Origin of the sequence: Haloarcula sp. Atlit-7R, assembly GCF_003666065.1 — an archaeon.
GTDB classification, from domain to species: Archaea; Halobacteriota; Halobacteria; order Halobacteriales; family Haloarculaceae; genus Haloarcula; species Haloarcula taiwanensis.
Genome location: NZ_QXIK01000016.1, coordinates 30903 through 56071 on the forward strand (window position 1 = coordinate 30903; position 25169 = coordinate 56071).

Annotated in this window: 20 protein-coding genes and 1 pseudogene; 8 read left to right on the plus strand and 13 right to left on the minus strand. The window is 54.7% G+C overall.

Annotated features, from left to right (window positions below; all coding sequences use genetic code 11):
• Window positions 1–179: 179 nt before the first annotated feature.
• Window positions 180–1400: a phage integrase SAM-like domain-containing protein gene (locus D3D01_RS19860; protein ID WP_121513471.1), complete on the minus strand. Its 1221-nt coding sequence runs from the start codon at window positions 1398–1400 to the stop codon at window positions 180–182.
• A 437-nt stretch (window positions 1401–1837) separates the two neighbouring features.
• Between D3D01_RS19860 and D3D01_RS19865 the strand changes: the two genes are divergently transcribed.
• From D3D01_RS19865 to D3D01_RS24660, 3 genes are all read left to right on the plus strand, one after another.
• The gene (locus D3D01_RS19865; protein ID WP_121513472.1) at window positions 1838–2842 is read left to right on the plus strand and encodes a Cdc6/Cdc18 family protein; all 1005 of its coding nucleotides are present in this window, start codon (window positions 1838–1840) and stop codon (window positions 2840–2842) included.
• 570 nt (window positions 2843–3412) lie between these two features.
• Window positions 3413–6493: an Eco57I restriction-modification methylase domain-containing protein gene (locus tag D3D01_RS19870; protein WP_199725507.1), complete on the plus strand. Its 3081-nt coding sequence runs from the start codon at window positions 3413–3415 to the stop codon at window positions 6491–6493.
• 202 nt (window positions 6494–6695) lie between these two features.
• Window positions 6696–7343 carry a hypothetical protein gene (locus D3D01_RS24660; protein ID WP_121513474.1) on the plus strand — a complete coding sequence of 216 codons (648 nt, stop codon included), beginning with the start codon at window positions 6696–6698 and terminating at the stop codon, window positions 7341–7343.
• Window positions 7344–7360: 17 nt separating this feature from the next.
• Here D3D01_RS24660 and D3D01_RS19880 read toward each other — a convergent pair whose 3' ends face one another.
• Entirely contained in the window at window positions 7361–7891 is a 531-nt protein-coding gene (locus tag D3D01_RS19880; RefSeq protein WP_121513475.1) for a hypothetical protein, read from the minus strand.
• Between the two features lie 216 nt (window positions 7892–8107).
• Between D3D01_RS19880 and D3D01_RS19885 the strand changes: the two genes are divergently transcribed.
• Entirely contained in the window at window positions 8108–9826 is a 1719-nt protein-coding gene (locus D3D01_RS19885; protein ID WP_121513476.1) for a transposase, read from the plus strand.
• 390 nt (window positions 9827–10216) lie between these two features.
• On the opposite strand, the gene D3D01_RS19890 is transcribed toward D3D01_RS19885, so the two are convergent.
• From D3D01_RS19890 to D3D01_RS19915, 6 genes are all read right to left on the minus strand, one after another.
• A complete protein-coding gene (locus D3D01_RS19890; RefSeq protein ID WP_121513477.1) occupies window positions 10217–11893 on the minus strand; it encodes a transposase in 1677 nt (558 codons plus the stop codon).
• 101 nt (window positions 11894–11994) lie between these two features.
• The gene (locus D3D01_RS19895; RefSeq protein ID WP_147439957.1) at window positions 11995–12201 is read right to left on the minus strand and encodes a zinc-binding dehydrogenase; all 207 of its coding nucleotides are present in this window, start codon (window positions 12199–12201) and stop codon (window positions 11995–11997) included.
• 20 nt (window positions 12202–12221) lie between these two features.
• Entirely contained in the window at window positions 12222–12683 is a 462-nt protein-coding gene (locus tag D3D01_RS19900; protein WP_158600522.1) for an ester cyclase, read from the minus strand.
• 214 nt (window positions 12684–12897) lie between these two features.
• Window positions 12898–13482, minus strand: a complete 585-nt coding sequence (locus D3D01_RS19905; RefSeq protein ID WP_233563515.1) for a YdeI family protein — start codon at window positions 13480–13482, stop codon at window positions 12898–12900.
• Window positions 13483–13776: 294 nt separating this feature from the next.
• A complete protein-coding gene (locus D3D01_RS19910) occupies window positions 13777–14511 on the minus strand; it encodes a DUF4386 family protein (RefSeq protein ID WP_199725508.1) in 735 nt (244 codons plus the stop codon).
• 176 nt (window positions 14512–14687) lie between these two features.
• On the minus strand, window positions 14688–15236 hold the full coding sequence (locus tag D3D01_RS19915; RefSeq protein ID WP_158600524.1) for a cupin domain-containing protein: 549 nt from the start codon (window positions 15234–15236) through the stop codon (window positions 14688–14690).
• 416 nt (window positions 15237–15652) lie between these two features.
• Between D3D01_RS19915 and D3D01_RS19920 the strand changes: the two genes are divergently transcribed.
• On the plus strand, window positions 15653–16330 hold the full coding sequence (locus D3D01_RS19920; RefSeq protein ID WP_121513481.1) for a LiaF domain-containing protein: 678 nt from the start codon (window positions 15653–15655) through the stop codon (window positions 16328–16330).
• Window positions 16331–17633: 1303 nt separating this feature from the next.
• A complete protein-coding gene (locus D3D01_RS19930) occupies window positions 17634–18350 on the plus strand; it encodes a DUF4386 domain-containing protein (protein WP_121513482.1) in 717 nt (238 codons plus the stop codon).
• Between the two features lie 35 nt (window positions 18351–18385).
• On the opposite strand, the gene D3D01_RS19935 is transcribed toward D3D01_RS19930, so the two are convergent.
• The 3 genes from D3D01_RS19935 to D3D01_RS19945 all read right to left on the minus strand — a co-directional run bounded on the left by D3D01_RS19935 (window position 18386) and on the right by D3D01_RS19945 (window position 20765).
• Window positions 18386–18742 carry a hypothetical protein gene (locus D3D01_RS19935; protein ID WP_121513483.1) on the minus strand — a complete coding sequence of 119 codons (357 nt, stop codon included), beginning with the start codon at window positions 18740–18742 and terminating at the stop codon, window positions 18386–18388.
• A 137-nt stretch (window positions 18743–18879) separates the two neighbouring features.
• On the minus strand, window positions 18880–19434 hold the full coding sequence (locus D3D01_RS19940; RefSeq protein WP_121513484.1) for a DUF4188 domain-containing protein: 555 nt from the start codon (window positions 19432–19434) through the stop codon (window positions 18880–18882).
• A gap of 311 nt (window positions 19435–19745) precedes the next feature.
• Window positions 19746–20765, minus strand: coding sequence for an NAD(P)-dependent alcohol dehydrogenase (locus tag D3D01_RS19945; RefSeq protein ID WP_233563517.1), 1020 nt, complete (start codon window positions 20763–20765; stop codon window positions 19746–19748).
• A 511-nt stretch (window positions 20766–21276) separates the two neighbouring features.
• Between D3D01_RS19945 and D3D01_RS19950 the strand changes: the two genes are divergently transcribed.
• Complete coding sequence (locus D3D01_RS19950; protein WP_121513485.1) at window positions 21277–22074, plus strand: DUF4386 domain-containing protein; 798 nt, start codon at window positions 21277–21279, stop codon at window positions 22072–22074.
• A gap of 130 nt (window positions 22075–22204) precedes the next feature.
• Here the strand turns inward: D3D01_RS19950 and D3D01_RS19955 are convergent.
• A pseudogene (locus tag D3D01_RS19955) lies at window positions 22205–22285 on the minus strand (IS6 family transposase); the annotation flags it as partial.
• A 408-nt stretch (window positions 22286–22693) separates the two neighbouring features.
• Between D3D01_RS19955 and D3D01_RS19960 the strand changes: the two are divergent.
• Window positions 22694–23050 (plus strand): YbjQ family protein, encoded by a 357-nt coding sequence (locus tag D3D01_RS19960; RefSeq protein ID WP_121513486.1) that lies wholly within the window; start codon window positions 22694–22696, stop codon window positions 23048–23050.
• A 263-nt stretch (window positions 23051–23313) separates the two neighbouring features.
• On the opposite strand, the gene D3D01_RS19965 is transcribed toward D3D01_RS19960, so the two are convergent.
• Entirely contained in the window at window positions 23314–24984 is a 1671-nt protein-coding gene (locus D3D01_RS19965) for a transposase (protein WP_121513487.1), read from the minus strand.
• Window positions 24985–25169 lie beyond the last annotated feature (185 nt).

Here is a 25169-nt window from a genome sequence, read left to right on the forward strand (position 1 = left end):
TGGATTATCCGGATAATACGTATGTGGGTGAGCACTGGAGAATAGGCAACATATGAATAACCTACATAACTCGGATTGCTTGGATAACTTGGATAATCCAAGTAATTCAGCTGAACCGTGTAATCACAGACTCACTGGGTTATATGGATGATTTCTTTGGGACATAGAGGGGGCAGGGTTTACTCTTCAGAATCTTGCTTATCGGATTGTGGAGCTTCTTCGAAGGCTTCAGCAGCGAGATCGGCGAGCTCTCCGGCTTCGATATGTGAGTAGTGCTCTCGAACAACCTGTTCAGAGTTATCGAGCAGCCGAGCAGCTTCGCCATGTCCGTATTTCCGGACCATCACTTCACCAGCGGCTCTACGAGCCCCATGCGGTGCGAGATATCCGTGGGTATCGTCGTCTAATTCGATGCCGGCCCGATCAGTGAGACGCTTCATAACGTCGCGACCGCCATGCGTCGTCATCGCGGAGGGTGCTACCCCGTGCTCGGTACAGAGTTCTATCATCGAGAGATTCCCTTCAGAGACCTTTTCAAGGCGTATTTCTTCTATTTCTTCGGTATCGTACCCTCTCTCCAATAAACTATTAGAGAAGTCCTGAACGAGCGTTGCATACGAGAGCGACGGGAAGACAGGCCAATCTTCAGATGGTGGGTCCAGAACCTGCTGCAACCGTTTCAAAGACGGGACAGCGGGTGCTGGAAGCGCTCGGTCATCCCAGCGTTGCTTCTTCGCGAGCACCTGAAGACTATTATCCGCAAGCGAGAGATCTGACCACCGGAGCCCATCACGACCTCTCCGGTCGTCGTCGGCGTCGGCTAGGATCTCAGCACCGCGAACTCCTGAAAAGCAGAGTAGATTGACCAATGCTCGGTTTCGGCAGGCTTTGATTGCCGCTTGCGGGTCATCACTGATAGCCTCAACTGCCCCGCGAGCCCGTTCGTCTACATGTGAAAGCAACTGTTCCCGGTGTTTAGGGGACCACGCCTGTTGCTCACCCGATTTTCGTCCCGTATCTTCAGGGAGTGGTTCCTTCGCACGCGTGCGCTGTGCAGGATTCGCTGGGAGGTGTCCTTCACGAGATGCCCATCCGAGGAAGCCTGATACGTGCGCGTAGTAGTTCTTGACAGTGCCTTCCGCCCAACCTTGCCGGGATAGGTATCGGGCGTACTCACGGAGGTCAGCGACAGACAGCTTCTCGAAGGTTGTAGGAGACCCAGGTCGGTCGGAGAGAAAATCCAGGAACCGATCGATTTCACGCTCCGCGTGTCGTCGATAGTTCCCACTCTCGCCGTCCCGCCCTTTTCCCTTGTCGAGCAGATAGTCCTCGACCACGGAGGCGATTGCGGTGGCATCCGTCTCAGTATCGTCGGAGCCCGTCTCTGGATCGGATGGCATCAGTACGTCACTCCAGGTAGGGCAGTAAAACGCTGTACTGGACCCGACAGAAGTGTTCGGGCGATTTGATGGGGTCTACCCGGGGTTCTGGGCCGAGACATCTTGTTCGCGTTGGGGGAGGGCGGCCAAATTGAAAAAAGTGCTTACGTTTATTGGAGTAAACGTAAGCACTTGAAGTCAGGCGAGAATCGTTCGAATTTGGCCACTTGAGGCCCTGGAATGGTCGTTTTGGAGGATAATATGATTTCGTATATCATATGTTGCTATATGTTTTCGGCTTTCGGGAAGTTCAGAGCTTCGGTAGGTGAATTTCTACAAATCAAAAGGTTTCTGATAAGTCTGTTCTGAGGGCGCTGAGGTGACGGTAGAGAGCGATTCTCGGAAGATTCGGAAACCGCACCCTTCCGTTTATCCGAATGGTTGCCGAATCACTCCATATGATTACCAACGCTCGCGTGTTACAGCCCGAGTTCATCCCTCGGGAGGTGAAACACCGGTCTGCCGAGGTGAGCCACCTCTCCGACACACTGCGTCCGATTATGACCGAGGGACGCCCGGAGCCATCGTTCCTGTACGGGCCGTCTGGGGCTGGGAAGACCTGCATCGCCAAATACACCGTCAAGCAACTCCGCGAGAACGTTGTCGACCTGAACTACCAATACGTTAACTGCTGGGAGGATTACAGCCGATTCAAGACGCTCTACCGGATTCTCGACGGAATCAACGAGACGTGGGACATCCACCGTCAGTCAACCCCGAAAGACGAACTGTTAGAGCGGCTACGCGAGTACGACGGCGCACACTACGTAGTGATTCTCGACGAGGTCGACCAGCTCCAAGATAAGAAAATCCTCTACGAACTCCATCGGATTCCTCATCTCACAATGATTCTCATTGCGAACCGCGAGGAAGACGTGTTCAGTTTGCTTGATGAACGGCTGTATAGCCGTCTCCAGAACTGCCCCCGTATTCGGTTCAACAACTACGACTTGGCTGAGTTGGTGTCGATCATCGAGGATCGGGCGCGGTGGGGACTCAGGCCAGACGCACTCGAGCAGGGCGAGATGGAACTGATTGCGGACCACGCTGCTGGCGATGCTCGTGCTGCTATCGGTATCCTTCGTAACGCGACCAGGATGGCATCCCAGCGAGAGTATGACCAAATCACAGCTGAATTAATTCGAGAGGCAGTTCCGGAAGCAAATTCGGAAATCCGACAGAAGACGACAGACAAGCTCACCGAGCACCAGCAGATTCTCTACGATATCATCACCGACAGTGGGAAAATCAGTGGTGGCGACCTCTACGAACAGTACTGTACTGAAGTCGACTCTGCAAAAACGCGACGAACTATGAGGAACTACCTTTCTAAGCTAGAACAATACAATCTCGTCGTCGCATCAGGAAATACAAAAGGACGGTCGTATAGCCCGCAAGCCTGACTGAAAACTCGCCTCCTAACGGAGAAGATGCAGTTGGTTATGTATGAGCTATTCATTCCCACGCTAATCGGTACAGTGATTCTATGGTACACGAGGAGTCCGTTTTTGATCCTTATCAGATGTGTTGAAGCATTCGTTTATTATTTAAGACAATATGATACTCCTTCGACATCCGGGACACAGAGGAGTTTTATCCCTTGATTGAGACGGCACGTATATAATCCAATGTCGGGATCTACACACTCTACAACAAAATCAGTTCTTTCAGATTTTATTACAGAGCTAAACACGCGGCTAAGTACAACGCATGACGTAGAAGACACGCTCGCCGGGAACAAATCTCTTACCAGTGCCGATCTAGGACAGCGGCCTGAAACATTCACTGAGAACCATCTCATCTACGAATTACTAGACGGACTTGGGCTTGAATACGAAGAACAACCGTACGGTGAAGCTGGTGACCGTGTCGTCTGGCCCGATTTTGCCCTTACCGGCCTATCCGTTGACGTAATCGGGGAGAATAAACCCGTCAACAATGTCGATGAAGCTGAAACAGAAATTAAGGACTATTTGGATCGGAAATCCATTGACGCCGACTACGGTATTATTACTGACGGTATCGAATGGAAGATTTACAAAATCGAGTTAGGCGGCGACATCACCGAATACCCGGAAGTAGCACACGTTAACCTTCGCCCTGTGCTTATTACGCTGGCCCGCGATGCCGGTATACTCGGCAGCGCCGCTATATCCGAACCCGCCAACGTAGATGATATCATCACCGAATTTGTGGATGTATTCGCGGTCGATAATCTCGAACCGCTGCTAGCAGATACTGCGCCGCGAGAAATCCGGGACGAGCGAAAACGGGATGTCGACGAGTTCTACGAACTCTACATCGAACTCTTGTTCGGAGAATCCGACGAGTACGATTACGACACGTCACTGATGGATGATATCCGGTCCCCAACCGGTACGCCGGAACGCGACGAACGGTTATTCGCTATCACGCTAATGAATCGTCTGCTGTTCGTCAAATTCCTCGAAACACGGGGAGTGCTCGAAGACGGATTCCTGCGTGAACGAGTCGGAGAATACGAAGAGCAACAATCAAAGTTCGCAGGTAATCTGTACGAATCACAAATCAAACCGCTGTTCTACAAACTGCTGAACGTCCCGAAAGGAGAGAGAGACCCGAAGTACCGTGACGAAGACACGTGGTTCAGCGACGTTGAATACCTGAACGGTGGATTGTTCCGGGAAAACGTTGAGCGAGAGTACGAATTCACGGTCGTTGACCGTATCTTGCCGACGGTCATCTCGGACTTGATTGAGGGCAGCGAATTGGAATTGAATGGTGAAGGGTTCGATCCACGGGTACTTGGATCGGTGTTCGAGAAGACGATTAATCACATCGAACAGGAGCGAACACAGAAAGACATCGGGGCATACTACACGCCGAACGATGTGACGGATTTAGTGATTCGACGGGCTGTCGATCCGAAAATCAAAGCGGAGCTTATCGATGCGTTTGTCGATGCGACTGTGAGCGATGACGAGGAAGCCGAGTTCATCCGCTCGAACATGCAGGAGAAAGAGTTGTCTGAGATTCTGCGGCGCATCGAGAACGGTGAAGGCCTGTACGGAACACCGGAAGCGATTGAAGCCGCGCTTGAGAACCTTAGCGACTTGACGCTGCTCGACCCAGCGTGTGGCAGTGGACACTTCCTCACGAGCGGGATGGACGAGATTTACCGCGCACAGGAATCACTGATGCGCGGGCTGAACCGTGGCGATGATCCAGACCCTGAGACCAAGTACGACAGGAAGAAACAACTCGCACTCCACACCGTGTACGGCGTGGACGTTGACCCGGTCGCCACAGAGATCGCAAAGCTCCGTATCTGGCTGAAAATCGTTGAAGGAAACAGCTGGCGGCCTGAATTCGGGAAGCTTCCAAACATCGACGTGAACATCAACGACGGGAACTCGCTCATTGGGCTTCCAATTAAAGGCTTGGTGGAGTCGATGGGGATCTGGTCGGAAAACGTAGAGCAGTACGCTCAGATGCGTAAACAGTACAAATTCGAAGATGAGGGCGACCCGCGAGACATTGATGCGTTTTATCAGGATGAGATTCAGCCGCAAGTCGACACAGCGTTCCTAGAGCGGTTGAATCACACCGTTGAGACGGACATTTCGGCGGTTGATGAGTGGAATCGCGTCGTTGGTACAATCGATGGGGGGACGCTGTACCCGGCGATTGAATCCATCCAAGTTCGCCGTGATGACCGAGACGCGTTCACCGACGATGACGAAGGCGTGTTGGAAGACGCCGGATTCAGTGTCTACAAGAAGTCTGGTCGGCTGGATGTGCAGAACGTTGAATCTGATTTGAAACGCCGGGACATCGACGGAACGGTCAAAGAGGTGCTTGGCGAGAAACTCCAAGATGTGCTTGACTTACACTTTGAATTTACCGAAGTGAATCGGCAGCCGCTCCAGATTGACATTGAGGACATTCTCGGCCGACCGTTCCACTGGCCTGTTGAATTCCCCGAAGTAGCCGAGAGCGACGGGACGGAACACACGATTCACTTCGATTTAATTCTCGGAAATCCGCCGTATGGTGACATTATGGGTGAGTCGGAAGATGTGTTGACGGCGACGTACACGATGGCTGATTCCGACATCGCTGCTCCGTTCGTCGAGCGACAACTGCAACTGTTAACGGATGATGGGTCGTTCGGGAACGTCACCACGGCGAAACTCCTCTACAAGGCACAAATGAGTGACATGCAGGACGTGTGGCGGGATTATCTGGATACTACTCGTGTCGCTGCGTTCGGGAAGCGCCCGTCGAAGGTCTTCAGCGGAGCCGAGGTTCGTGTTAGTATCATATCTGGGCAGAAGGACAAGGAGTCAGAGGGGAATATCCGGACGAGCGAGTTCATCCGGTTTGATAACGATATGGACCGGGACAGGCGGTTCCGCGACATCTCTGACCGGGCAATCGGAGGTTACACGCTCCGGAAAGGCGGAATTGGTGGTGACGGGAAACACATAGCGATTCCGAAGATCGGTCTGGAGCACGTTGAAACTGTGTTGCAGACGCTGAAGGACCAGCCAGACAAGAATTTGATTCAAAACCGGGAAGTGGATACCGACACTGGTCACGTGATTTGGCGGCGCGAGGGTGGTGACTACTTCGTGAATCCGATGCGAGAAGAGCTGTACTCTGCACGTGAGGTAAAACCGTTCTACTTCGAAACGGAGCTTGAAGCCCGTGCAGCGTTCCTCGGCATCTCGTCCTCGATATTCTACACATATTGGTGTGTGTATGGAGATATGTTCCACTTGAATCTCGGTGAGGTGCGTGCGTTCCCACTCCCGGACCTGGACGCATTAGAAGAGCGGAGCGATGAAATTGAAGATATTTCCGACCGGTTGTGGGAGACGATGCAGGATGGATTCGACCCGGACAGTGAGACGTTCAAGAATTACGAACGCCAGAAGCCGATTATTGAGGAAGCAGACGAGGTTCTCGGTGAGTTGTACGGGATGCCAGATGAGACGATTGAGTTTGTTCAGAACTACCATGCGGAGTACGGTCGGCACGGTCCGGAAGACGAAACCATTGACTCATACTGACGTGTCCAATACTTACTCATTTGCTGGGGCGGATTCACGGTGGCGGTAAAATACAATCGGTAGCTTCTCCCCCGTTTCAATGTCTTCGATACGGTATGAGCACATATCAGTTTCTTGCTTGGTTTCAATAATTAGATAGTCAGCGACCACTTTTCGGAAACCACCCGGTCAATTCTATATTCCTAATAGGGCACTTTCCTCTATGGGCGATTTGGAACCAGTTGCGTTCGACATCGAAACGAGTGGGTTTGACTCAGATTCGATCATCACTGTCGCTGGTCTGGCCCATCAGCTCGGTGAATTCCTCATTGTGAACACAGACGGACAACGTGTTGATCACACCGAACTCAATCAAGCGATGGAGGTCCACTCAGGACAACATCTCGACTTGGCTGTTTGTCATACTGAGCAGGACCTCTTGGAGGCACTTCGGAAAATAGGCGACAGACATCTTGACGGAGATAGACACTATCTCACAGCGTTCAATGGAGAGACGTGGAAAGGCGGCTTTGACCTCCCATTCCTTCGGACTGCGTGTGTGAGCAACGACGTTGCGTGGCCATTCCCCGACATGGCCTACGCAGATATGTTCGATATCGTTGACCGATTCAATACCGACGACGTCCGCGATCTCGTCGGTGTCTACGACCACCTCATCGGTGGCGAAACGTGCGACCCATTCGACGAGAGTAGCGAGGCCGTCGACGCCTTCGAGAGCAGAGACTGGGAGGCGCTGCTCTGTCACAATCTTGCAGATATTCGCCGTACTCGTGAGATTGCGGTACTAGCAGGTGAATACGTTGCTCAATCAGATTTCCGGATGAAGAATCTAAATCCACCAGACAGGTAGTGATTGGACGGAATTAACTAAGAGTCATCTTTATCTGAGTCTCGGCGGATAAGAGCGGCATGGAGATTGTCATGGCGTCGTTGTTCCCACATCTCATCTGGCGCTGTTTCACCCGAATGATGGTGGTCAGACATCCGTTTTAGTTCTTCGTCGGACAGGCGACGTTCTGGTCCAGAGTATGTTTTCAACAAGACCGTATCTCTGTTGACGTAATCGAGTAGCTGGTCCATTTTGTTATCGCGGTCGCGTTGGACCCGACGAAGTTCGCGGATTTTCTTTTCAAGATCGATATCCAAAACCCAGTCGTAGATGCGTTTTCCTGAATCGGTCAGAGTATATCGTTTCTGGGTTCCGTAATCTGTCGGTCGATGTGTTACTTCAATCAATTCATTTTGGACTGCTTCGTTCAAGCGGTTCGATACTGTTGACGAACTCGCCAGCACTGCTTCGTTGATATTCTGGTAGGTGGCACTCCCAGATCCGATCTCGACGATAACCTCAACGGCACCCTTCTTCCGAAGAAACTCGTCTATCTTGTCAAACCCCATTGGGATGACGTAGCTGACGAGGTAAGTTATAGTCCCAACCTATTCTTAGTTCAAATTAATTCCTAAATTGGATCTATTCACTCACCAAATCTATTCGCACATTATCTGACGCTGTACCTCTTATTATATCACTTCTCCTCTTTTCAGCCAGAGAATTCGGAAACCACACTCCGAGATATTTGATTCGAATTAAAGTAAAATTAGGTGAGTAAACAGATGGCTTCCAAAGATTCCCCGGCGGCGTCACAAGCGATTGTGATGAGCGCGAGCGCCGTCTGTGAGGAAGCAAATCACCTCTGGGGAGTCTTGAAGCACGTCTCGATTCCTACATCTATACTTACAGACCACCGCAAACAGGGCCGCTCAGATTTCACGACGGAAGCGATGGCCCGAGCGTTTCTCTACAAGGAAATCCGAGAGTTGTCGCAAAGTGAGTTAGCTGTTCGGTTGAAGAATCGGCCCTCGCTTCTCAAAGGATTCGGTCTCGAGTATCCACCGCGACAACAGACCATCTCGGACATCTGGAAGAAGTTCAGTCCAGATTCACGGCAAATCATACGGTCTGCCGCGACTGGAATCGCGCTTGAAGCCAATGAACAGGGGATTATTCCCGATGCGGTTGTTCCCAGTGACCCAAAAGACGAGGCCGACGAAAACGAGAGTGAGGCCGAATATACGAAACAGAAGGCCACTAGGACGATTCGACTCGCTCGAAAACACGCCTTCCCTGAATTTGAGAGTGGGCGAGCACTGAACATGACCTACGACGACGAGGCCATTCTCGATATGGTCGCACGTATCAGTGAACACAAGGGGAGTGCTCATTCCGAGGGAGAATATGGCTGGCTCACCGACGATGAGCTGACTGCCGATGGGTCGACAATCCTCCGCGTACTCAAGCAGTTTGCGACACCCACAGACGAGGATGCACAGCTCACGATTGACGACCTCCTCGACGATGATCGGATGCCAGCCATCGACCGAATGCGTGATGAGTTGATGAGCGCGTTCGATAGTGCATCAGAGAATATCATCAACTCGATTCGTGGAGATACCCCGTTCGATGACCGTGAGAAGGTCGCTGCTATCGATATCACGTATGAGCGAATCTGGACCTCGCCGTGGGAGGACAAGGAGCGAGGGATTATCAACACGGCCTTCCCGCGAATGGCGAGCGGCTACAAGAAGGACGACGAGTACAAACGCGGATTCAAGTACGCCACCATCACCCTGGTTGGTGATATGGCTCCGATCATCCTCGGTGTTGAGCCAGTCAAAGAAAATTCCAATTGGGAGAAAGACGATGCCTCATCTTATTCGAAAGCAAGCCTTGTTTCACGGCTGTTAGATAGCGCCCAGCAGTATGTGGACTTAGACGCGGTGATGTTCGACCGGGGTTTCTACAGCAAAGAGGTCTATGCAGCTGTCGAGGACCGGGGGCTGACGTACCTTTCGCCGGTTCCGAAATACACGGATGAACTGCAGTCCATCGACGATATCAAGACGACCGACGGGGTCGACGCTGGCGTTAAACACGATGTTCCGATGGGGGTAGATGGTAAGGTTCACCACACGGCAGAATTCATCTATGCCCCAGTCGATGATGACGACGCTGACGGTAATTATGGCGTCTATGTCACGAACCAAGATCATGTCGCCCCTGACGAGATCAATTCCGTCGTGAATCAGTACAGCCGTCGATGGGACATCGAGAACCAGTACAAGTCCATCGAGGCACTGCTGCCCCGAACCTCCTCGATGGATTATCGGGTTCGCTTTACTAACTTCGTGCTGACGGCGCTGCTCTATAACCTCTGGCGGTTGACGGACTATCTCATCAAAGTGGGGAAAGATAGAGAGATTCGCTCACCGCCAGAGATCGGCTTCCGAACCTTCGTCAGAGCGTTAGGTTCGTACCTCCGCGAAATCGGGTAGCCCGTAGATTTGATTCTTCAGCTTGCATATTCTTGAGCAGCAGCTATCGCGGTTTTCCGTTATTTTCCTAAAATGCAGTTAATTTATTAACACTATCTGGTGAGTTTCTGTATCCGTTTTTATTTCTGGGCTAAAACCATCTGACTAATTTGGACAAGTCGCTATTCTCGTTTGTAGCTCCCCCATCTACGAGAAATGTGGGAAGTTGAGACTACAACGGGTTTAGCGGGACTGTGATGCGTGGTTTCAGACGAATAGATGAGCAGAAACTGATTCAGATTGCTTTCTGACCGGGCATTATTGTTGGATGGACAACTAATTTGGAGTCCTTCCAAGACCGCGGGTAGTGTAGCCACTCGGACGCCGCGCTACCATGGGTAGAGATCCTCGCTATCCGATTCCGGTTTCCTTCTTCAACAGCGTAAGCGTGTTGTCGGCCGTCACGATCGGCGAATGTTCATATTCACCGGTCAACTCGACCTGTACCAGCAAATCGACTGCTCGCCAGATAGAGTACAGCAGACAGGCGAAGGCGAAGTAGAAGAAGCGAAGCCCAAAATCCTTCGATGTCGTCGCCGCCATGAACCGTTTTATCGACCTGTAGCCGCTCTCGATCTCCCACCGATACCCGTATTCAGTGAGGTGACCACTCCCGCAATTCGTCATGAACACCGAGTACTGCCGATGATCGTCGTGCTCGGAATCCTCTTTCTGACGGTAGATTAGCGTCGTCTCGTGCCACTCATTCTTGCCGAGGTGGAGCTTCCGGTCGGTCTCGTATCGGTCCTGGTCGCGCTGGAGCAATCGCTTCGCCTGCGCTTTCTCGCTGGTCTGCATCCGCTTGGGCGCGACGTAGGAGAGCCCGCGCTGGCTGATCATCTCCAGAACATGCTGGCTATCGAACTCTCGATCCATCAGCACGTTATCGACATGAACGAGGTTCTCAGCCGAATCAAGCAAGTCCTCGACGATTTCCAGTCGTGTCTCCCCCATCCGGACGGGGCGCGCATCAAGCACAAGTGGAACAGCGTTCCCGACGAACTGGACTGTCGCCCACTGATAGGCATACTCGTCGGTGTTCTCTTTCGTCCCGATAATTTCGTCCTCGTGGCCTGTCCTATCGCCCGTGAAGGGGTCGTCCTCGGTGATGTCGATCGCGACGATCCCTGCGCGGAAGAACTCCTCAGTCTCTGCGACCTCGTCGATGAGCTGCCGAACCGCTTGGCGGTACATCTCGCGAATCTCCGGGATAGAGAGGTCTCGGATGTGGTCGCGATGAGCGTGCCCAAGGGGTGTCCGCTCTCGTGTTGACTCGTGAATGAAACTGCGAGCACCCTCGTTGGCGGCTAGATTCTCACGGAGTCCCAGGTAGGTCTGTAAGCCCCAGTAAGCGTTCTCGTGAATCTCACAACCGTCTCCGCGATCTAACGAGAACGCTGGGAAGACAGCTCGACTAACGTGCTCAGTAATCGTCCCAGCGTTGTCGAGGATAGCCCGGTTGTCTGGACCTGATTCGTCAGCGTTGTCGCTTCGAGGCGGGAGGCTTCGTTCCGGTTCGCGCGGGACAGCGACACCCGCATCCTCCGCCTTGATGAGAATCGTTCGAGCCGCCTTCCGGACCGTCTCACGCAGCTCTCGCGTGAAGCGCTCGTTCCAACTGCGCCAGAGTGTCGATTGATCGGGCACCGTCCCCAACTCTAGACGTCCGCAGAGTTCGGGGTGGCTATCGAGGTACTCGAGGAGTGCTGTCTCGTGCTCCCACCCGTGGAGTTCCTTCAGGACGAACATACGAAAGAGGGTGTCCATCTCGTAGCGTGTCGAGCGTGCATAGCGGTCGTGCGCATCGAGTCTGAAATACGCCAGCGGGAGTGCACAGGCGAATTCCTCAACAGAGTCATGAGCATCGTGTTTGAACCAAGCCTGTGAAACTGTCCGAATATCTGACGCCAGTCCGTCAGGCGAATCTCGCTCATACAACGGCGTCGAATCGTACACTGGCCAGTTAGTGTGTGGTCGTTGGGCAATCCGTCGAAAGACATCTCGACGAGATTCCTGAGTTGGTGGCATTACCAGTCGCTGGAAACGACATCTCCAATAAGTGAGTCGTACCTCTTTGGAACAAAGACAGAAGTGCCGAATCTCAGATTCCCTCCCCGGGGCCGCACAGTTCAGATGGTCTCTTCCGATGTGATTACGACCTTTCCCTTCGCGCGACCGTCCTCGACATATCGGATAGCCTCGGGAACTTCACGCAGTTCGTATCGTCTATCGATAACGGGGGTGAGGTCACCGGATTCAAGCAGCTCTGTCACGAACGCCAGATCCTCACGGTCGGCCGTTAGATTGAACGCTCCGAATTTTCGGTTGCCAGTCATCGAGAGCACTGGACCGAGGATCAGTTCTCTGCCGGCATCTTCGGGGCGAACAGATCCTCCGGGATCACTCCGATCTGCGTGAGCATTGGAATCATGCCGGTCTCCTGCCACGTTTCGGCGATCTTGCCGTCCTTGAAGCGGTTGATTTCGATTCCGGTAATGGTCACCTCCTCATCTGTCGGCTTGATGGACCCCATCTCGCCGACGAGCTTTCCGGTCTGGCTCCAGCGGAGGACAACGAACTCCCCCGCCGGGAGCAGCTGGTCGAGCTCCACAGGACCATCGAAGAATCCGTGCCACATCTCGGCCATCAGTCGGTACCCATCGGGGCCACTGGCCCACTCGGTACCCTGCGGCATCGACCGGTCGTGAAGGACGTAGTCCTTGGCTACGAGTTCGTCTGTCGCCTGGTAGTTGTGGTCCTGCCAGACTTCCTTGAATAGTCGTCGGGCGCTCGTCTCGTTGTTTTCGTTATTACTCATGGTGTTGGTCCACAGTTCCATAGGGGCCCTGAGGGGTTAAACATTAGTATATTGATATTAGAGGAGCTGGAAGGGACAGAGCAGAGCGGTCACTACAGGGCGCGTACTGCACGAACATTCTCGATGAGCAATACCGTAACTTCGTCGGCGATGTGACGGGAGAGAACTCGAAAAGCGAGTTTTCTTGAGAACTGTTACCTCTGAAACGGCCACATCACAGCCGTCGCTTGTTGTTTTCGTCGTATGCTCGGAGATCCTGCGCCGCGAGTTCGACTGTTCGTTTGATGCGCTTTTGCTTGGTCTCGTCCGTCTTAGCCTCCTCAACGGCCGTGATGAATGCGTGCTGGTCCGTGTTCGAGCAGTCCTGGAAGTTCTCCCAAGCGGTCTCGTTCTCACGCAGCGCCGCCTCAAGTTCGGCCGGAATTTCTTGATCGTCGCCGAGCCGATAGGCAGCCGCCCACTCGCCCGACTCCTTCGCCGCGTCGACGAGTTCCATTCCGGCCAGGGTCATCTTCCCCGCCTTGATCATCGCTGCGACCCGCTCCTTGTTCGCCTTCGACCACTTGCTGTCGGAGCTTCTGGGCGTAAACCGACGGGTGTACGTCTCGTCGTCGATGCCCTTGACCAGACCGTCGATCCATCCGAAGCAGAGCGCTTCCTCAACCGACTCCCCATACCCGATACCAGATCTCTCGGCGTCGGTCTTGTAGTAGCCGACCCACAGATCTTTTTTCGTGTCGTGGTGCCCTTCCAACCAGGTGCGGAACTCGTTACGAGAGTCGAAGAATAGTGGGTCCATGGATCACCAAAGACCCTGCGCGTCTATAACCCTAGTCGGCCTTGTTGAAATCCTCGGTTGTTGATAGTTCGTCGGAGCCGTGTTGAATATAGAGTATGGGCCCTGTTTAGACGCAGCAGGAATCGGTTCTCACACTGTGTGCTCGATGTATGAAACCGTACCGTGAGGTGCTCACTATCGAATTTCGTTCAGCCGTAATAGCTCCTGACTCCACCATTCGAATGCGTCTAAACAAGGCTTAGAGTATGTATTCAGCGCCTCGTCCGTGTTGGTCTCACACCACAATCGGTCGACTCACTCCTCACGAAGGTATGCGGACGCCTCACGGCGTCCCGCGCGTAACAGGAGGACGCCGAGAGCGACAAACCAGACAATCTGGGTAAGCCCGAAGATGGCACCGCCGATCTCACCGAGTGCTGGAATCGCCGAGAGGATGCCTGCCGTACCGACCACGAGACCGACGTAGTTCACCGCCCGGTGTAGTGCCCGTGCCCGTAGTGCGACCACGCTCACGAGGAGGGTCCAGATACCGCCGATGATCTCGTTGCCGCCACCGAGCCCGTCGATGACGGGACTGACCGCTAGCCAGACCGTCGTCGCTTGGGTCGGGTCCGTGCCGTACAGATCTACGACAACGCCCGTAGCGATGTTGGCGACCATTCCACTGGCGATGACGAGCCCGGCCCAGATCAGTCCGAACGCGGTCGTTGCCCCCATCAGCATCGGTGCGTTGTTCTTAAGGCGCGCGTGAAGTGCCAAGACGAGCGCTACCAGAACGACGCCGAAGACCACGTAGATGAGTAGGTTCATCGCGTACAGACTCGTCTGGTTCGCCACGAACAGTTCGACTTGCTGGAGTGGCCCGGTACCGTTCGTAAAGTCGAGAACCACGAGGAAGTACATAATGCCGGCCACGTAGATTGCCGCCTCGGTGAGCGCTGCCAAACCACCGACCCGCAGGTAGTTCCACCGACTCACATCGGCCGGCCGCTCAATACTCTCGACTGCTTGGTTAGTAGACGATGCCATTTTGTATCACTGGGTATATAATAGCTATCTGAGGAAATAAGGGTGCCGCAGGTGCCGCTACTCGTTAATCAGACTGTCCTCATCCCTGTACAGACGACTCAGACGAGCTCGCCGTCTCGCCCGACAGTCGAGAAACAAGATCGTCCACAGCACACCGGGTGTATCTGGGCTGTGGACTACCTGATCGGATTCTGACCGAGCACTGTCGAGATCCTGGCGAGCACGCTCAAGAGGGGGCGCTGCAGCCACCAGGGGACCACCGTGAGACGCACGTCCGCCCGGTAGTGGGATAGCACCGCCGCCACCGCGAGTAAGTCCGGCTCCCCGCCTGCACTGGCTTCATAGAGCGCCCGAATCGCGGCTTCGAATTCGCCTGGCGGGCGTAGCATCGTCCGAACGACAAGCGTGTCGGTGCCGCTGTTCCGGATACTATGGGCCTCGCCAATCTCGATAGTCAGCGACTCGCCAGGAAGCAAAGTGTGGATTTCGCCGCGTACCGTTACGCTTGCTCGACCCGTTACGACTTCCGAGTGAGCCTCCGCCCTCGGGTGAAGACGGGCGGGCCCACTGTCTATTCCCGGTGGAAGAACACCTTCCATCAGCAAGTACGCGCCTTGTTCGTCGACACTGTTTTCAAGGAACGTAATAGACGCGCCTGTCGACACATCCTCAATGGTATTTGGATATCCAAGTAGATCATCGCTCCTAGATCCATCTGGTGCCATCGACCGTTGTGTATCTGCCCGAGATTCCATCCGACCTAGTAGCACTCCGGCAACCCTAACCATTCCGCACATTCTGTCCCATACGTACTCCTTTCAGCCCGTTTGATTTGGACGAGTATCTCATGAGCGTATTAACAAGTACCAAGATCGGCGATGGTAGCAACAAATCTCTAACTGACGGTTATGTATATCTAATACAACTGCCAGTTGACGCAACCGATTATCTCGTCTCACATCCTTCGTCTACAGCTATCCTTAGCAGAAATACACGAGGGTGTCATAGAAAGCGTCACACACGACGACGCAGGGAGTGGAGACTGTGACTACGAGTAGCCCTCCAATTTGGTCGGCACAGCAGCAGTTAGAAAATATAAATTAAGATACAACTTTAAACTGTTGGAAGGCCTCTGCTGGGTATGGCATATACACGAGTTTCCTCTCAGGCGCTCCTCGGCGGCGGCATTGCCCTCCTGGGAGCGGTATTGCTGTTGTACACAACTCAGATATTCGACACGCGGTTCGTCCTCGATTACGTGCCTTCGCTGTTTGTCTTCATCGGATTATACGCGTTGGTCATCAGCCGTTTGCGGAACGTCGTGGGACCGTTGCTGATCATCCTCGCTGCGGGGGCGTGGCAGCTGGTGGCACTTGATTACCTAACAGCAGGCGAAGTGGCGTCGTTCTGGCCCGCCGTGCTCGTCGTCTTCGGACTCTCAGTGGTCGCGGGACGCTTCCGCCGACGAACGGCTGTGGTGGACAACGCCCAGATCGACCTGCTCGCCCTGTTCGGTGCGAACGAGCGGCGGGCGACGGTCCGCGAGTTCGTCGGTGGCGATTTGACGGCGTTGTTCGGCAGTGTCGAACTTGACCTCCGGGACACCGAGGTGGCGACGCCGCCCGCACGTATCAACGCGACTGCCCTGTTCGGTGCGGTCGATATCACTGTCCCACGCGAGTGGAACGTCCACATGGATGTCCTCCCCGTACTGGGCGCGGCAGAGGACGACCGCCTGCGCCACGAAGAAGAACACGAAGAGATCGACCTTGTCGTGACCGGTTTCACGGCGTTCGGTGCCGTAAGCGTCACCGATTGATGCCAGACTCGACCTGCTTCTTGATGTGGTAACCGTTCTATGACACCCTAGACATACACAGTTGATTGGACTGCGATTCTCGTCATATCGCCACCCCAGTATCTGGTGTCGCTGAGTCAGGATTCCAAGAGGTACACGGCTCTGTCGAAATCCTCAGCAAGTGATATATTCTGACCCAGTCTCGGTCAGTACAGACGGTGGATTTATCACCTGCAACAGCCAGACGATGATGGATGAGTGAGGATAGTGAATCAGGAGTAAGCGGGAAAGGAATGGGGGCAGGATTGGCGATTGGGATCGCAACTGGCGTCGCTATTGGTGCTGCTACTGATAATCTCGGACTGTGGATTGCACTCGGCGTTGCACTTGGTGCCGCAATTGGGGCTGGTTTGAGTAATCGGGAATAGGGGGGATGATCTCTAATTGGTGGATTCGCAACGAGTAGTGAACAGCCGATTCATTCCCCACGCTCCTGAAAAACAATCGCCTTGTGAACTTTCTATGACACCCTAATCGCGGCTCGAACTCCTTGGGCCGGTACGTGCGGGGCTGTCCTGTCTGGGCGGATTTCGCCCTCACGCTGGCGATATCCTGGAGGTCCCGGTTCCCAATCACGTTCGGGATTGTCGAGGACGGTCTGTCCAGACTGGGGTTGCTCACTCTCAGCGTCCACGGTCCACCACTCGCGGGAACACTGGTGACTACGCTCGTCGATCGGTCTCCGCCAGTAACGTGACGGTTTCTTGCCCGAACCGTATCTCTACCTGCATTCGTATTTCGACGCACGACGGTAAGCGGCCGTCGACCATCTTCTGGCAGGAAGTCAGCGCGGTGAATGGAAAGAGTGGCTTCTGTGTTTCCTGCGTGGAGTGCAGTCGCAGGCAGATGAGGCTCACCAGCGTGCAACCCTGTTGGTCGACCTTCGTGAGGGCTTATAGACAACGCTACCAGAGCGAGCGGTCTGAGAACATCCTCAAACCGGTGATGTGGCTTTTCGAAGATCTGTACCTCGAACCGGAATACGGCAGCCGAGTGGTTGGCTGTCGAATTCAGTACGGCCAACCGACTGATCGTACAGCCTGAACATAACGGAATTCTTGAAGAGCTTACCGGCATCGAGCGCAACCGGTTCTACCGGGCGAACGAAGTCTTCAAGATACTCGACAATCCGATCGACCAACGCTGAACCACCGAGCAAACGGTATTGAGGCGTCTGTATCGAGCGATCCAGTATCGACTATTGAGTAAATTATGTAGGCATAAGGCAATTCTAACTATCCCATCAGCGCAAGATTACTATCACATGGCCAACGCAAAAACCACCGCGCGCCTCACCGGCGCCGCCTACCTCGTCCTCGCCATCGCGGGCGTGGTGGGATTCCTCGTCGTTCGAGCCGAGATTTTCGTGGCGGGCGACGCCGCCGCGACCTACACCAACTACATCGAAAACCCCAGCCTCGTGCGCCTGGGTCTCGTGGCGATGTTGACTGTGGCCCTCGCGCAAGCGGTCACTGCCCTCGGATTCTACAAGCTCTTCAAGGACGTAAGCCCCACGTCGGCCTTCGCCATCGCCGCGTTCGGCATCGTCAACTCCGTAATAATCCTCGTGGGTACTGCGTTCGGTGCTGCCGCCCACTACTACGCAGTGGGTGGTGGCGTTGCCCCTGGGGGAGACCAGGCTGCAACCGTACAGATGCTCGCCGCGCTCGACGGCTTCGCCTGGAGCGTGGGCGACTTGTTCTTCGGGCTCTGGCTCATCCCCATGGGGTTCGCTGTCGCGAAGTCCGGGTACTTTCACAGAGGCACCATCCTCAAGTGGATCCTCGTCGCAGGCGGTGTCGGCTACATCCTCACTTCGTTCGTGAGCTACGGGTTCGCGGACGCTCCCGAACTGCTCGTAGAAAATCTCACCATCTTCGCTGATGTCGGCGAGCTTTGGATTATCCTCGCGCTCATCGTCGTCGGCGTCCGCGAGGGTGCCGAGGAGCAAGAAGCCGCTCAACGTGGCGCCACCGCCTAGGAGCCCCCGCAGTCTCCTGTGAGAGGGTGGGCCCGTTACTTGGAGCCTGCGATCCGAGTGATCCCCCAGGCACCGATAACTGCGAGAGCATATGCGCTTGCGAACAGCAGTACGTCGCCGCGAGCGTTTAGAATCGCAGGGATCGATTCCGGCGAAACTCCCACAAGTGAGAGCGCCCACTCGACACCGAGGGAGATACCGATTGCAGGAATAGAGAGGATGCCCAGCGGGAGTAACAGAAGCTGAACGAACTCGGGAAGCGTCCGAACCCATGCGACGGCTGGTCTAGGGGAGGGATCGATCATCGCCGCGAGCACGACCCACCCCAGGATCTGCACGACGAAGATTATGAGCACGTACCTATTGACGAACGTCGAGAAGCGAGAGTCCATACGATAGTTGAAGGCGTCCAGTATGTTAATACGTTGTCTTGTTTGAGAGTGTTATAGAACTCATCAAGTTACATCGAGCAGAACGATCAAAAGGCAGCGTTCAGAGATACACGAATGTTGTTTTCCCAAGCCGATCGCTACAAGGGGCCTGTATTTGTTGACGAGTTCTCGTCACTGATCGGGGTGCCGTCCTCTGCTACCGGCGCATCGCGGCCGTCAGTCCGACCAAGCCGGCCTGCGGCTGTCTCGTCGGTACCTGAGGCCGGAACCAACTCAGCTGCGTCGCCCAATCCGTATTCAGGCATGTTCACGTAGATCGCCTCGTACTCGCCCTCTCTTACCAGAAACGTCTCGTGCCACACTCCCACATCGCCATCGCCAGCCCGGTTCTGATTGAAGTCCTGCCATGCGTCCAGATGGCCCATCTCGGAGTCACGGGCGTACTCCCGGAGGTGGTCGAACGACCGCCAGTACTGAACGATGACGTGGTTCCTGATACCGGGACTCACTTCGTACCCGAGTAATCCGCTCTCCTCTGTTTCTTCCAACTCTTTTGTCAAGCGGGACCCGGCGAGGGCGGCCGGGAGCCACTTATGTGGCTTCCAGAACTTGTTGATGCGAATACCGATCCGAAACACGACGAACTCCCCGTCGATCTGGCCGGCCATCCGCTCGGAAATGATTTTACTCATTGAGTCTCACCTCTCATCAAATATAGCTATACTAACATAAAACAGTACTGTGAAACCCACTCATCTACCGTTTTGTGTCCGACGCTCTCGCGAGATATGCACGCTATATGCAGCAGAGCCTCTTTTACCTACTCGGCGAGCGTGTCATAGAACTCGTCTCATAGCTTGAACTTCTCTCAACCGGGATCGTCTCCCCGCTCGTAGTTGGTGATTGCAACGACGAGTCGGAGACACAGTCGAAGGAACGATAGATGTCGGATGGTGTGCGTCTGATTTACGCTGTCCGAACTAAATCCGAGAGCGCCAGATTGCTACCCTGACGTGATCACGATTTTCCCTTTAGCATGTCCGTCCTCAAGATACCGGATGGCTTCGGGAACCTCGGTGAGCGGGTACGTTCTATCGATAATCGGTGTGACCTTTTCGGATTCAATGAGATCCTTGAGGACGAGTAGATCTTCGTGATTCTCCGAGGAGATGAATGTGCCGAGCTTCTGGCTCACGAACGGGGATAGCACGAGAGCTCGGAGCTGGCGATCGACGCCTCCGAGCCACCGCCCGCCCGATTCACCGCCGACGATGACAAGGGTCCCCTGTGGAACGAGGGCACGTCGGAGACGCGCCAACGACGAGTTCCCACCGATGTCGAGAATCAGGTCATAGTGCTGTTTTCTCTCGGCGAAGTCGTCCCGAGTGTAATCGATAACGTGATCCGCGCCGATCGATTGGACCAGGTCCATCTTCGCGGTGCTGCACACGCCGGTGACGTGCGCGTCGAACGCCTTGGCAATCTGCACGGCAAATGTGCCCACGCCGCCCGACGCGCCGATGATTAACACTTTCTGCCCCGGTTCGATCCGTCCGTGGTCGCGCAGGCCTTGCAAGGCGGTCAAGCCGGAGATGGCGACTGCCGCCGCTTGCTTGAAGCTGAGGTTCGCCGGCTTGTGTGCGAGCTTGTCTTCATGTGCGCGTGCGTAGTCGGCGTACGAACCCGTACCGATTCCGAACACTTCATCGCCAGACTGGAATCTGGTTACATTCTTGCCGACCGCCTCCACGACTCCTGCGACATCCATGCCTAGGACAGGATTCTTGGGCGCGCGGATCCCGTAGCCTACGAGACGTATCGGGTACGGCAGGCCCATCATGAGATGCCAGACTCCCCGATCCACGCCAGCTGCGTGAACTCGTACCAGCACCTCATCATCCTCGATCACTGGCTTGCCGATCGACTTGAATTCGAGAACGTCGGGACCCCCATATTTCGAATACACGACCGCGCTCATCCCGTCCTCGTCCGAATTCGATGTCGTTGTGATTGTTTCTGCCATCAGGTGTACCTCGTGAAATCCTGACTGATCGATACCGAGTACCGGATGGCGGGGTGAAAAACTTCGCCGACCGGTCAATGGGGAACGTCTGTAAGGACTGCTAGGTAAATAGGCACGCAATCGACATAAGCATTCGTGATAGCTAGTCGCTCGATTGAATGATAGTAATCACAGGATATCGATATATTGAATGTCTGATGACTTCCGACAAAGTCAGTATTCAGTTCACCACAAGTCAGCAACTCGTTTGGACAGACCGTGAGTCCATCCGCTCCGTTACGACGTAGATGATGCTAAGCGTTCCACCGGTTCCGGCCGACACCGGAACCCGAGGGGTGTCCCCCGCTCTCAGCTGTTCGGTACGGCAACGTCCGGCCGGGCTGTATCGTACCACCGCCTACAGTTCGAGGGGAGCCGTTCACACCGCTCGTGACGTGGGTTCTTTTCGGGTAGCGGACGTTCTCGGACGCTCTAAAGCAGCTTTATGCTGGTTCGACACCTCTAGAGACGAATGGCTGGAGCAGCTGTTACCCCAGATCAGGAGCGGAGCGTCGAGTATCATCGACCGTCCACAACCGAGACGTCCGTCGGGCGAGCGAGCGTGATCGCTGGACTCGCCCTCCTACTGATGACCCCCCTCGCTGTGTTCGCTAATTTCGTGGTGTTGGACGGGCTCGTCACGCCGGGGGATACGACCGGAACGGCGACCGCTATCTTGGGTTCCGAAGGCACGTTCCGACTCGGCATCGCGAGCCTCTTCGCGGTCGCCGTACTCGACTTGATTGTCGCGTGGGCGTTGTATACTGCATTCAAACCGGTACACGCTGGCATCGCACTCCTCTCTGGGTGGCTCAGAGCCGTCTTTGCTGGCATCTTCGTCGTCGCGATCAGTCAGCTCATGAGTGTCCCGCAGATTCTGGGTGTGACCGGGACTGGATTCACCACGGAGCAACAGTCCACGCAAGCACTGCTTAGCATCGAGGCGTTCTACAACATCTGGGATGGCGCACTGATTCTGGTCGGCCTCCATCTGGTGTTGGTCGGTTATCTGCTGTACAAGTCTGCGGCTGTCCAGTCGTACCCCTCGGGCTACGTGCCGAAGGTATTAGGACTGCTCCTCGCTCTCGCTGGCATCGGCTACGTGGTGGATAGTTTCGGACGGGTGCTGTTCGCTGGCTACACCTTCGAACTCGCTGTGTTCACGTTCGGGGGTGAGCTGTTGCTGATCCTCTGGCTGCTCGTCTACGGCCGCCGAATCAGTTCGGCCGAAGACGGCGTGGACGAGGAGTCGGCCCCCGTGATGACCTGAGACCGGAGCTGACCGCAGAAAGAGAGATACGAGGCCGTAACGCAGGAGTCTCGTTCACCGGGTTCAATCCGTTGAGGCGAGAGAGGTCGTCCGGTCGCAATCGCCCGATGAATATTCATCACGGTACTGGCTAGTTCTGCACCTCCTCGACCGGCGTCTTTCCATCGAGGGCCTGATGCGGTCTGTGACAGTTGTAGTACTGCATAAATTGTTGCCGCCCTGGAACACCACTACCGGCGGTGCAGTTGCATCCCCAGCAGTCAGGACGTGCGTTCGGCCTGCTCTGGTCTCGATCCACCGGTCGGTAACGGGGAACTCGAGGAGTACGCTGATGGCGTCGTCGTAGAGGTCTCCGAACCGAGACACCCTGGCAGGTCGAATACCGCCGTCGACCGAGCCAGCAGATTGCTCGGAAACCTCCGTGGTATCAGTGGCAGTGGGTTCGCAACCAGAGCGAGGTCGTGTATTCATACTAGTGGCACGTCGGGTGACGCAATATAGTTGCGTGGCCAGTGGTTCGGATAGCGACCTTCCCGCCTCTATCGAAGCCGTATCCGCGCTACGTGAACGAATGGGTCACTACTGGTTTATCACTTCTGCCCCCTTCTTAGCGGTAGATATGTCCTCAGAAGCCGTTTTGACAGATGTAGAGCAGTCACTTGTCGCCACCGTCACGACCGAGACGGTCCCTGGCCACGAGATCGTGGAGGTGCTCGGTATCGCCCGAGGTAACACCGTCCGTGCACGGAATGTGGGACGCGACATTACCCAAGGGATTCGCAACCTCGCCGGTGGTGAGCTCAAGGCCTACTCGACGTTGCTCTCTGATGCCCGGGATCAGGCGATCGAGCGGATGAAAGCGGACGCAATCGAGATGGGAGCGGACGCCGTCGTGAACGTCCGGATGGAAACGTCCGAGGTTACCCAGGGTGCGTCGGAAGTGATCGCCTACGGCACAGCTGTCAAACTCGCCTGAAGACTGCCTGTCGCTCTGCCACGGCACGATCAATATACATTGAGCGCACCGGTCTCAACTTCTGGGCTTTCGGGAAGTTGAGACTACAGCGGGTTTAGCGGGCCTATGATGCGTGGTTTCGGCTGTTTCAGTGATCGGGAACTGGCTCAGATTGCTCTCCAAACGGCTATTCCTATTGAAATTTCAACCACATGCGCGAATTTCGACGGCTTCCGACAGCGTTGCCACTTAGACGCCGCGCTACCACGGGTAGAGCCCCCACACTATCCGATTCCCGTTTCCTTCTTCAACAGCGTCAGCGTATTGTCGGCTGTTACGATGGGCGAATGCTCGTATTCACCACTCAATTCGACCTGTACCAGTAAATCGACTGCTCGCCAAATCGAGTACAGTAGACACGCGAAATAAAAGAACCGTAACCCGAAATTCTTTGATGTCGTTGCGGCCATGAATTGCTTAATCGACCTGTAGCCACTCTCGATCTCCCAGCGATACCCATACTCGGTAAGATAGGCGCTGCTGGTGTTTGTCATGAATACCGAGTATTGCCGGTGGTCGTCGTGCTCAGAGTCTTCTTGCCGACGGTAGATCAGCGTCGTCTCGTGCCACTCGTTCTTCCCAAGATGGAGTTTCCGATCAGTCTCGTATCGGTCTTGACCCCGCTGGAGCAATCGCTTGGCTTGGGCTTTCTCACTGGTCTGCATCCGTTTCGGGACGACATACGACAGTCCACGCTGGCTGAGCAGCTCTAGAATATGCTGACTGTCGAACTCCCGATCCATCAGCACATTATCGACGTGAACCAACTTCTCGGCAGAGTTGAGCAGGTCCTCGACTATCTCTTTGCGAGTCTCGCCTTTCCGAACCGGACGTGCGTCTAACACGATTGGGACGGCATTGCCGACTAATTGGACCGTCGCCCACTGATAGGCGTACTCATCGGTCTTCTCCTTGGTCCCAATAATCTCGTCTTCGTGCCCGGTTCTGTCGCCTGTGAACGGGTCTGATTCAGTAATATCGATAGCAACAATCCCTGCTCGAAAGAATTCCTCAGTCTCTGCCACTTCACCCAGTAATCGATTTACGGCTCGTCGGTACATCTCCCGAATCTGTTCAATCGACAGGTCGCGGATGTGCTCGCGATGGGCGTGGCCCAACGGCGTTCGATCCCGGGTTGATTCGTAGACAAAACTCCGGGCTCCTTCGTTAGCAGCCAACCGTTCCCGAAGTCCGAGATATGTTTGTAAGTCCCAGTAGGCGTTCTCGTGGATCTCACAGTTATCGTCGCGATTCAGTGAGAATGCCGGGAAAACGACGTGGCCGATGTGGTCCGTAACCGATGCCGCTTCGTCAAGGAGTGCTTGATTGTCTGGATCTGATTCCTCTTGTTCATCGCTGTGAAATGGAAGCTGACGTTCTGGCTCGCGTGGGACAGCAACGCCCGCGTTCTGGGCTTTGATGAGAATCGTCCGAGCGGCTGCCTCGACTGTTTCACGAAGTTCGGCGGTGAACCGATTATGCCAGCTGCGCCACAGCGTCGACTGGTCTGGGACCGTCTCTATGCCTAGTTGCTCACAGAGTTCTGGTCTGTGCGTGAGGTACGTGAGGAGTGCCGTTTCGTGGGTCCAGCCGTGAAGTTCTTTGAGCAGAAACAGTCGGAACAGTTGGGCCATCTCGTATCGGGTAGCTCCCGAATACCGGTCATGTTGCCCAAACTCGACATACGCTACTGGGTAGTGAGATACGAACTCATCGACGGAGTGGTGGTCCTCATGGTCGAACCATGTGGAGGCAACGGTTCGGATGTCTTCTTCCAGGCCGGCGAGAGAACTTCGGTCATAGAGTGGCGTCGAATCATACGCTGGCCATTCAGCGTATGACTGCTGTGCGATCCGTCGAAATACACTGCGTTGAGAATCACAACTCGCAACCACGCGATAGACTGGCCACGATACCCCAAAAAGTCGTCTGACTGGTGATAAAACCCGAAGGGAACTACCAGTCAATGCCCGGTGGCGGCATGACGGTTGACGGTGGCAGTAATCGCGTAGCGAAACGCAACTGTGAAAGGCTACGCAGAGAGCAGACAGTCCTCGACATACCGCTGAAACTCGTCTCT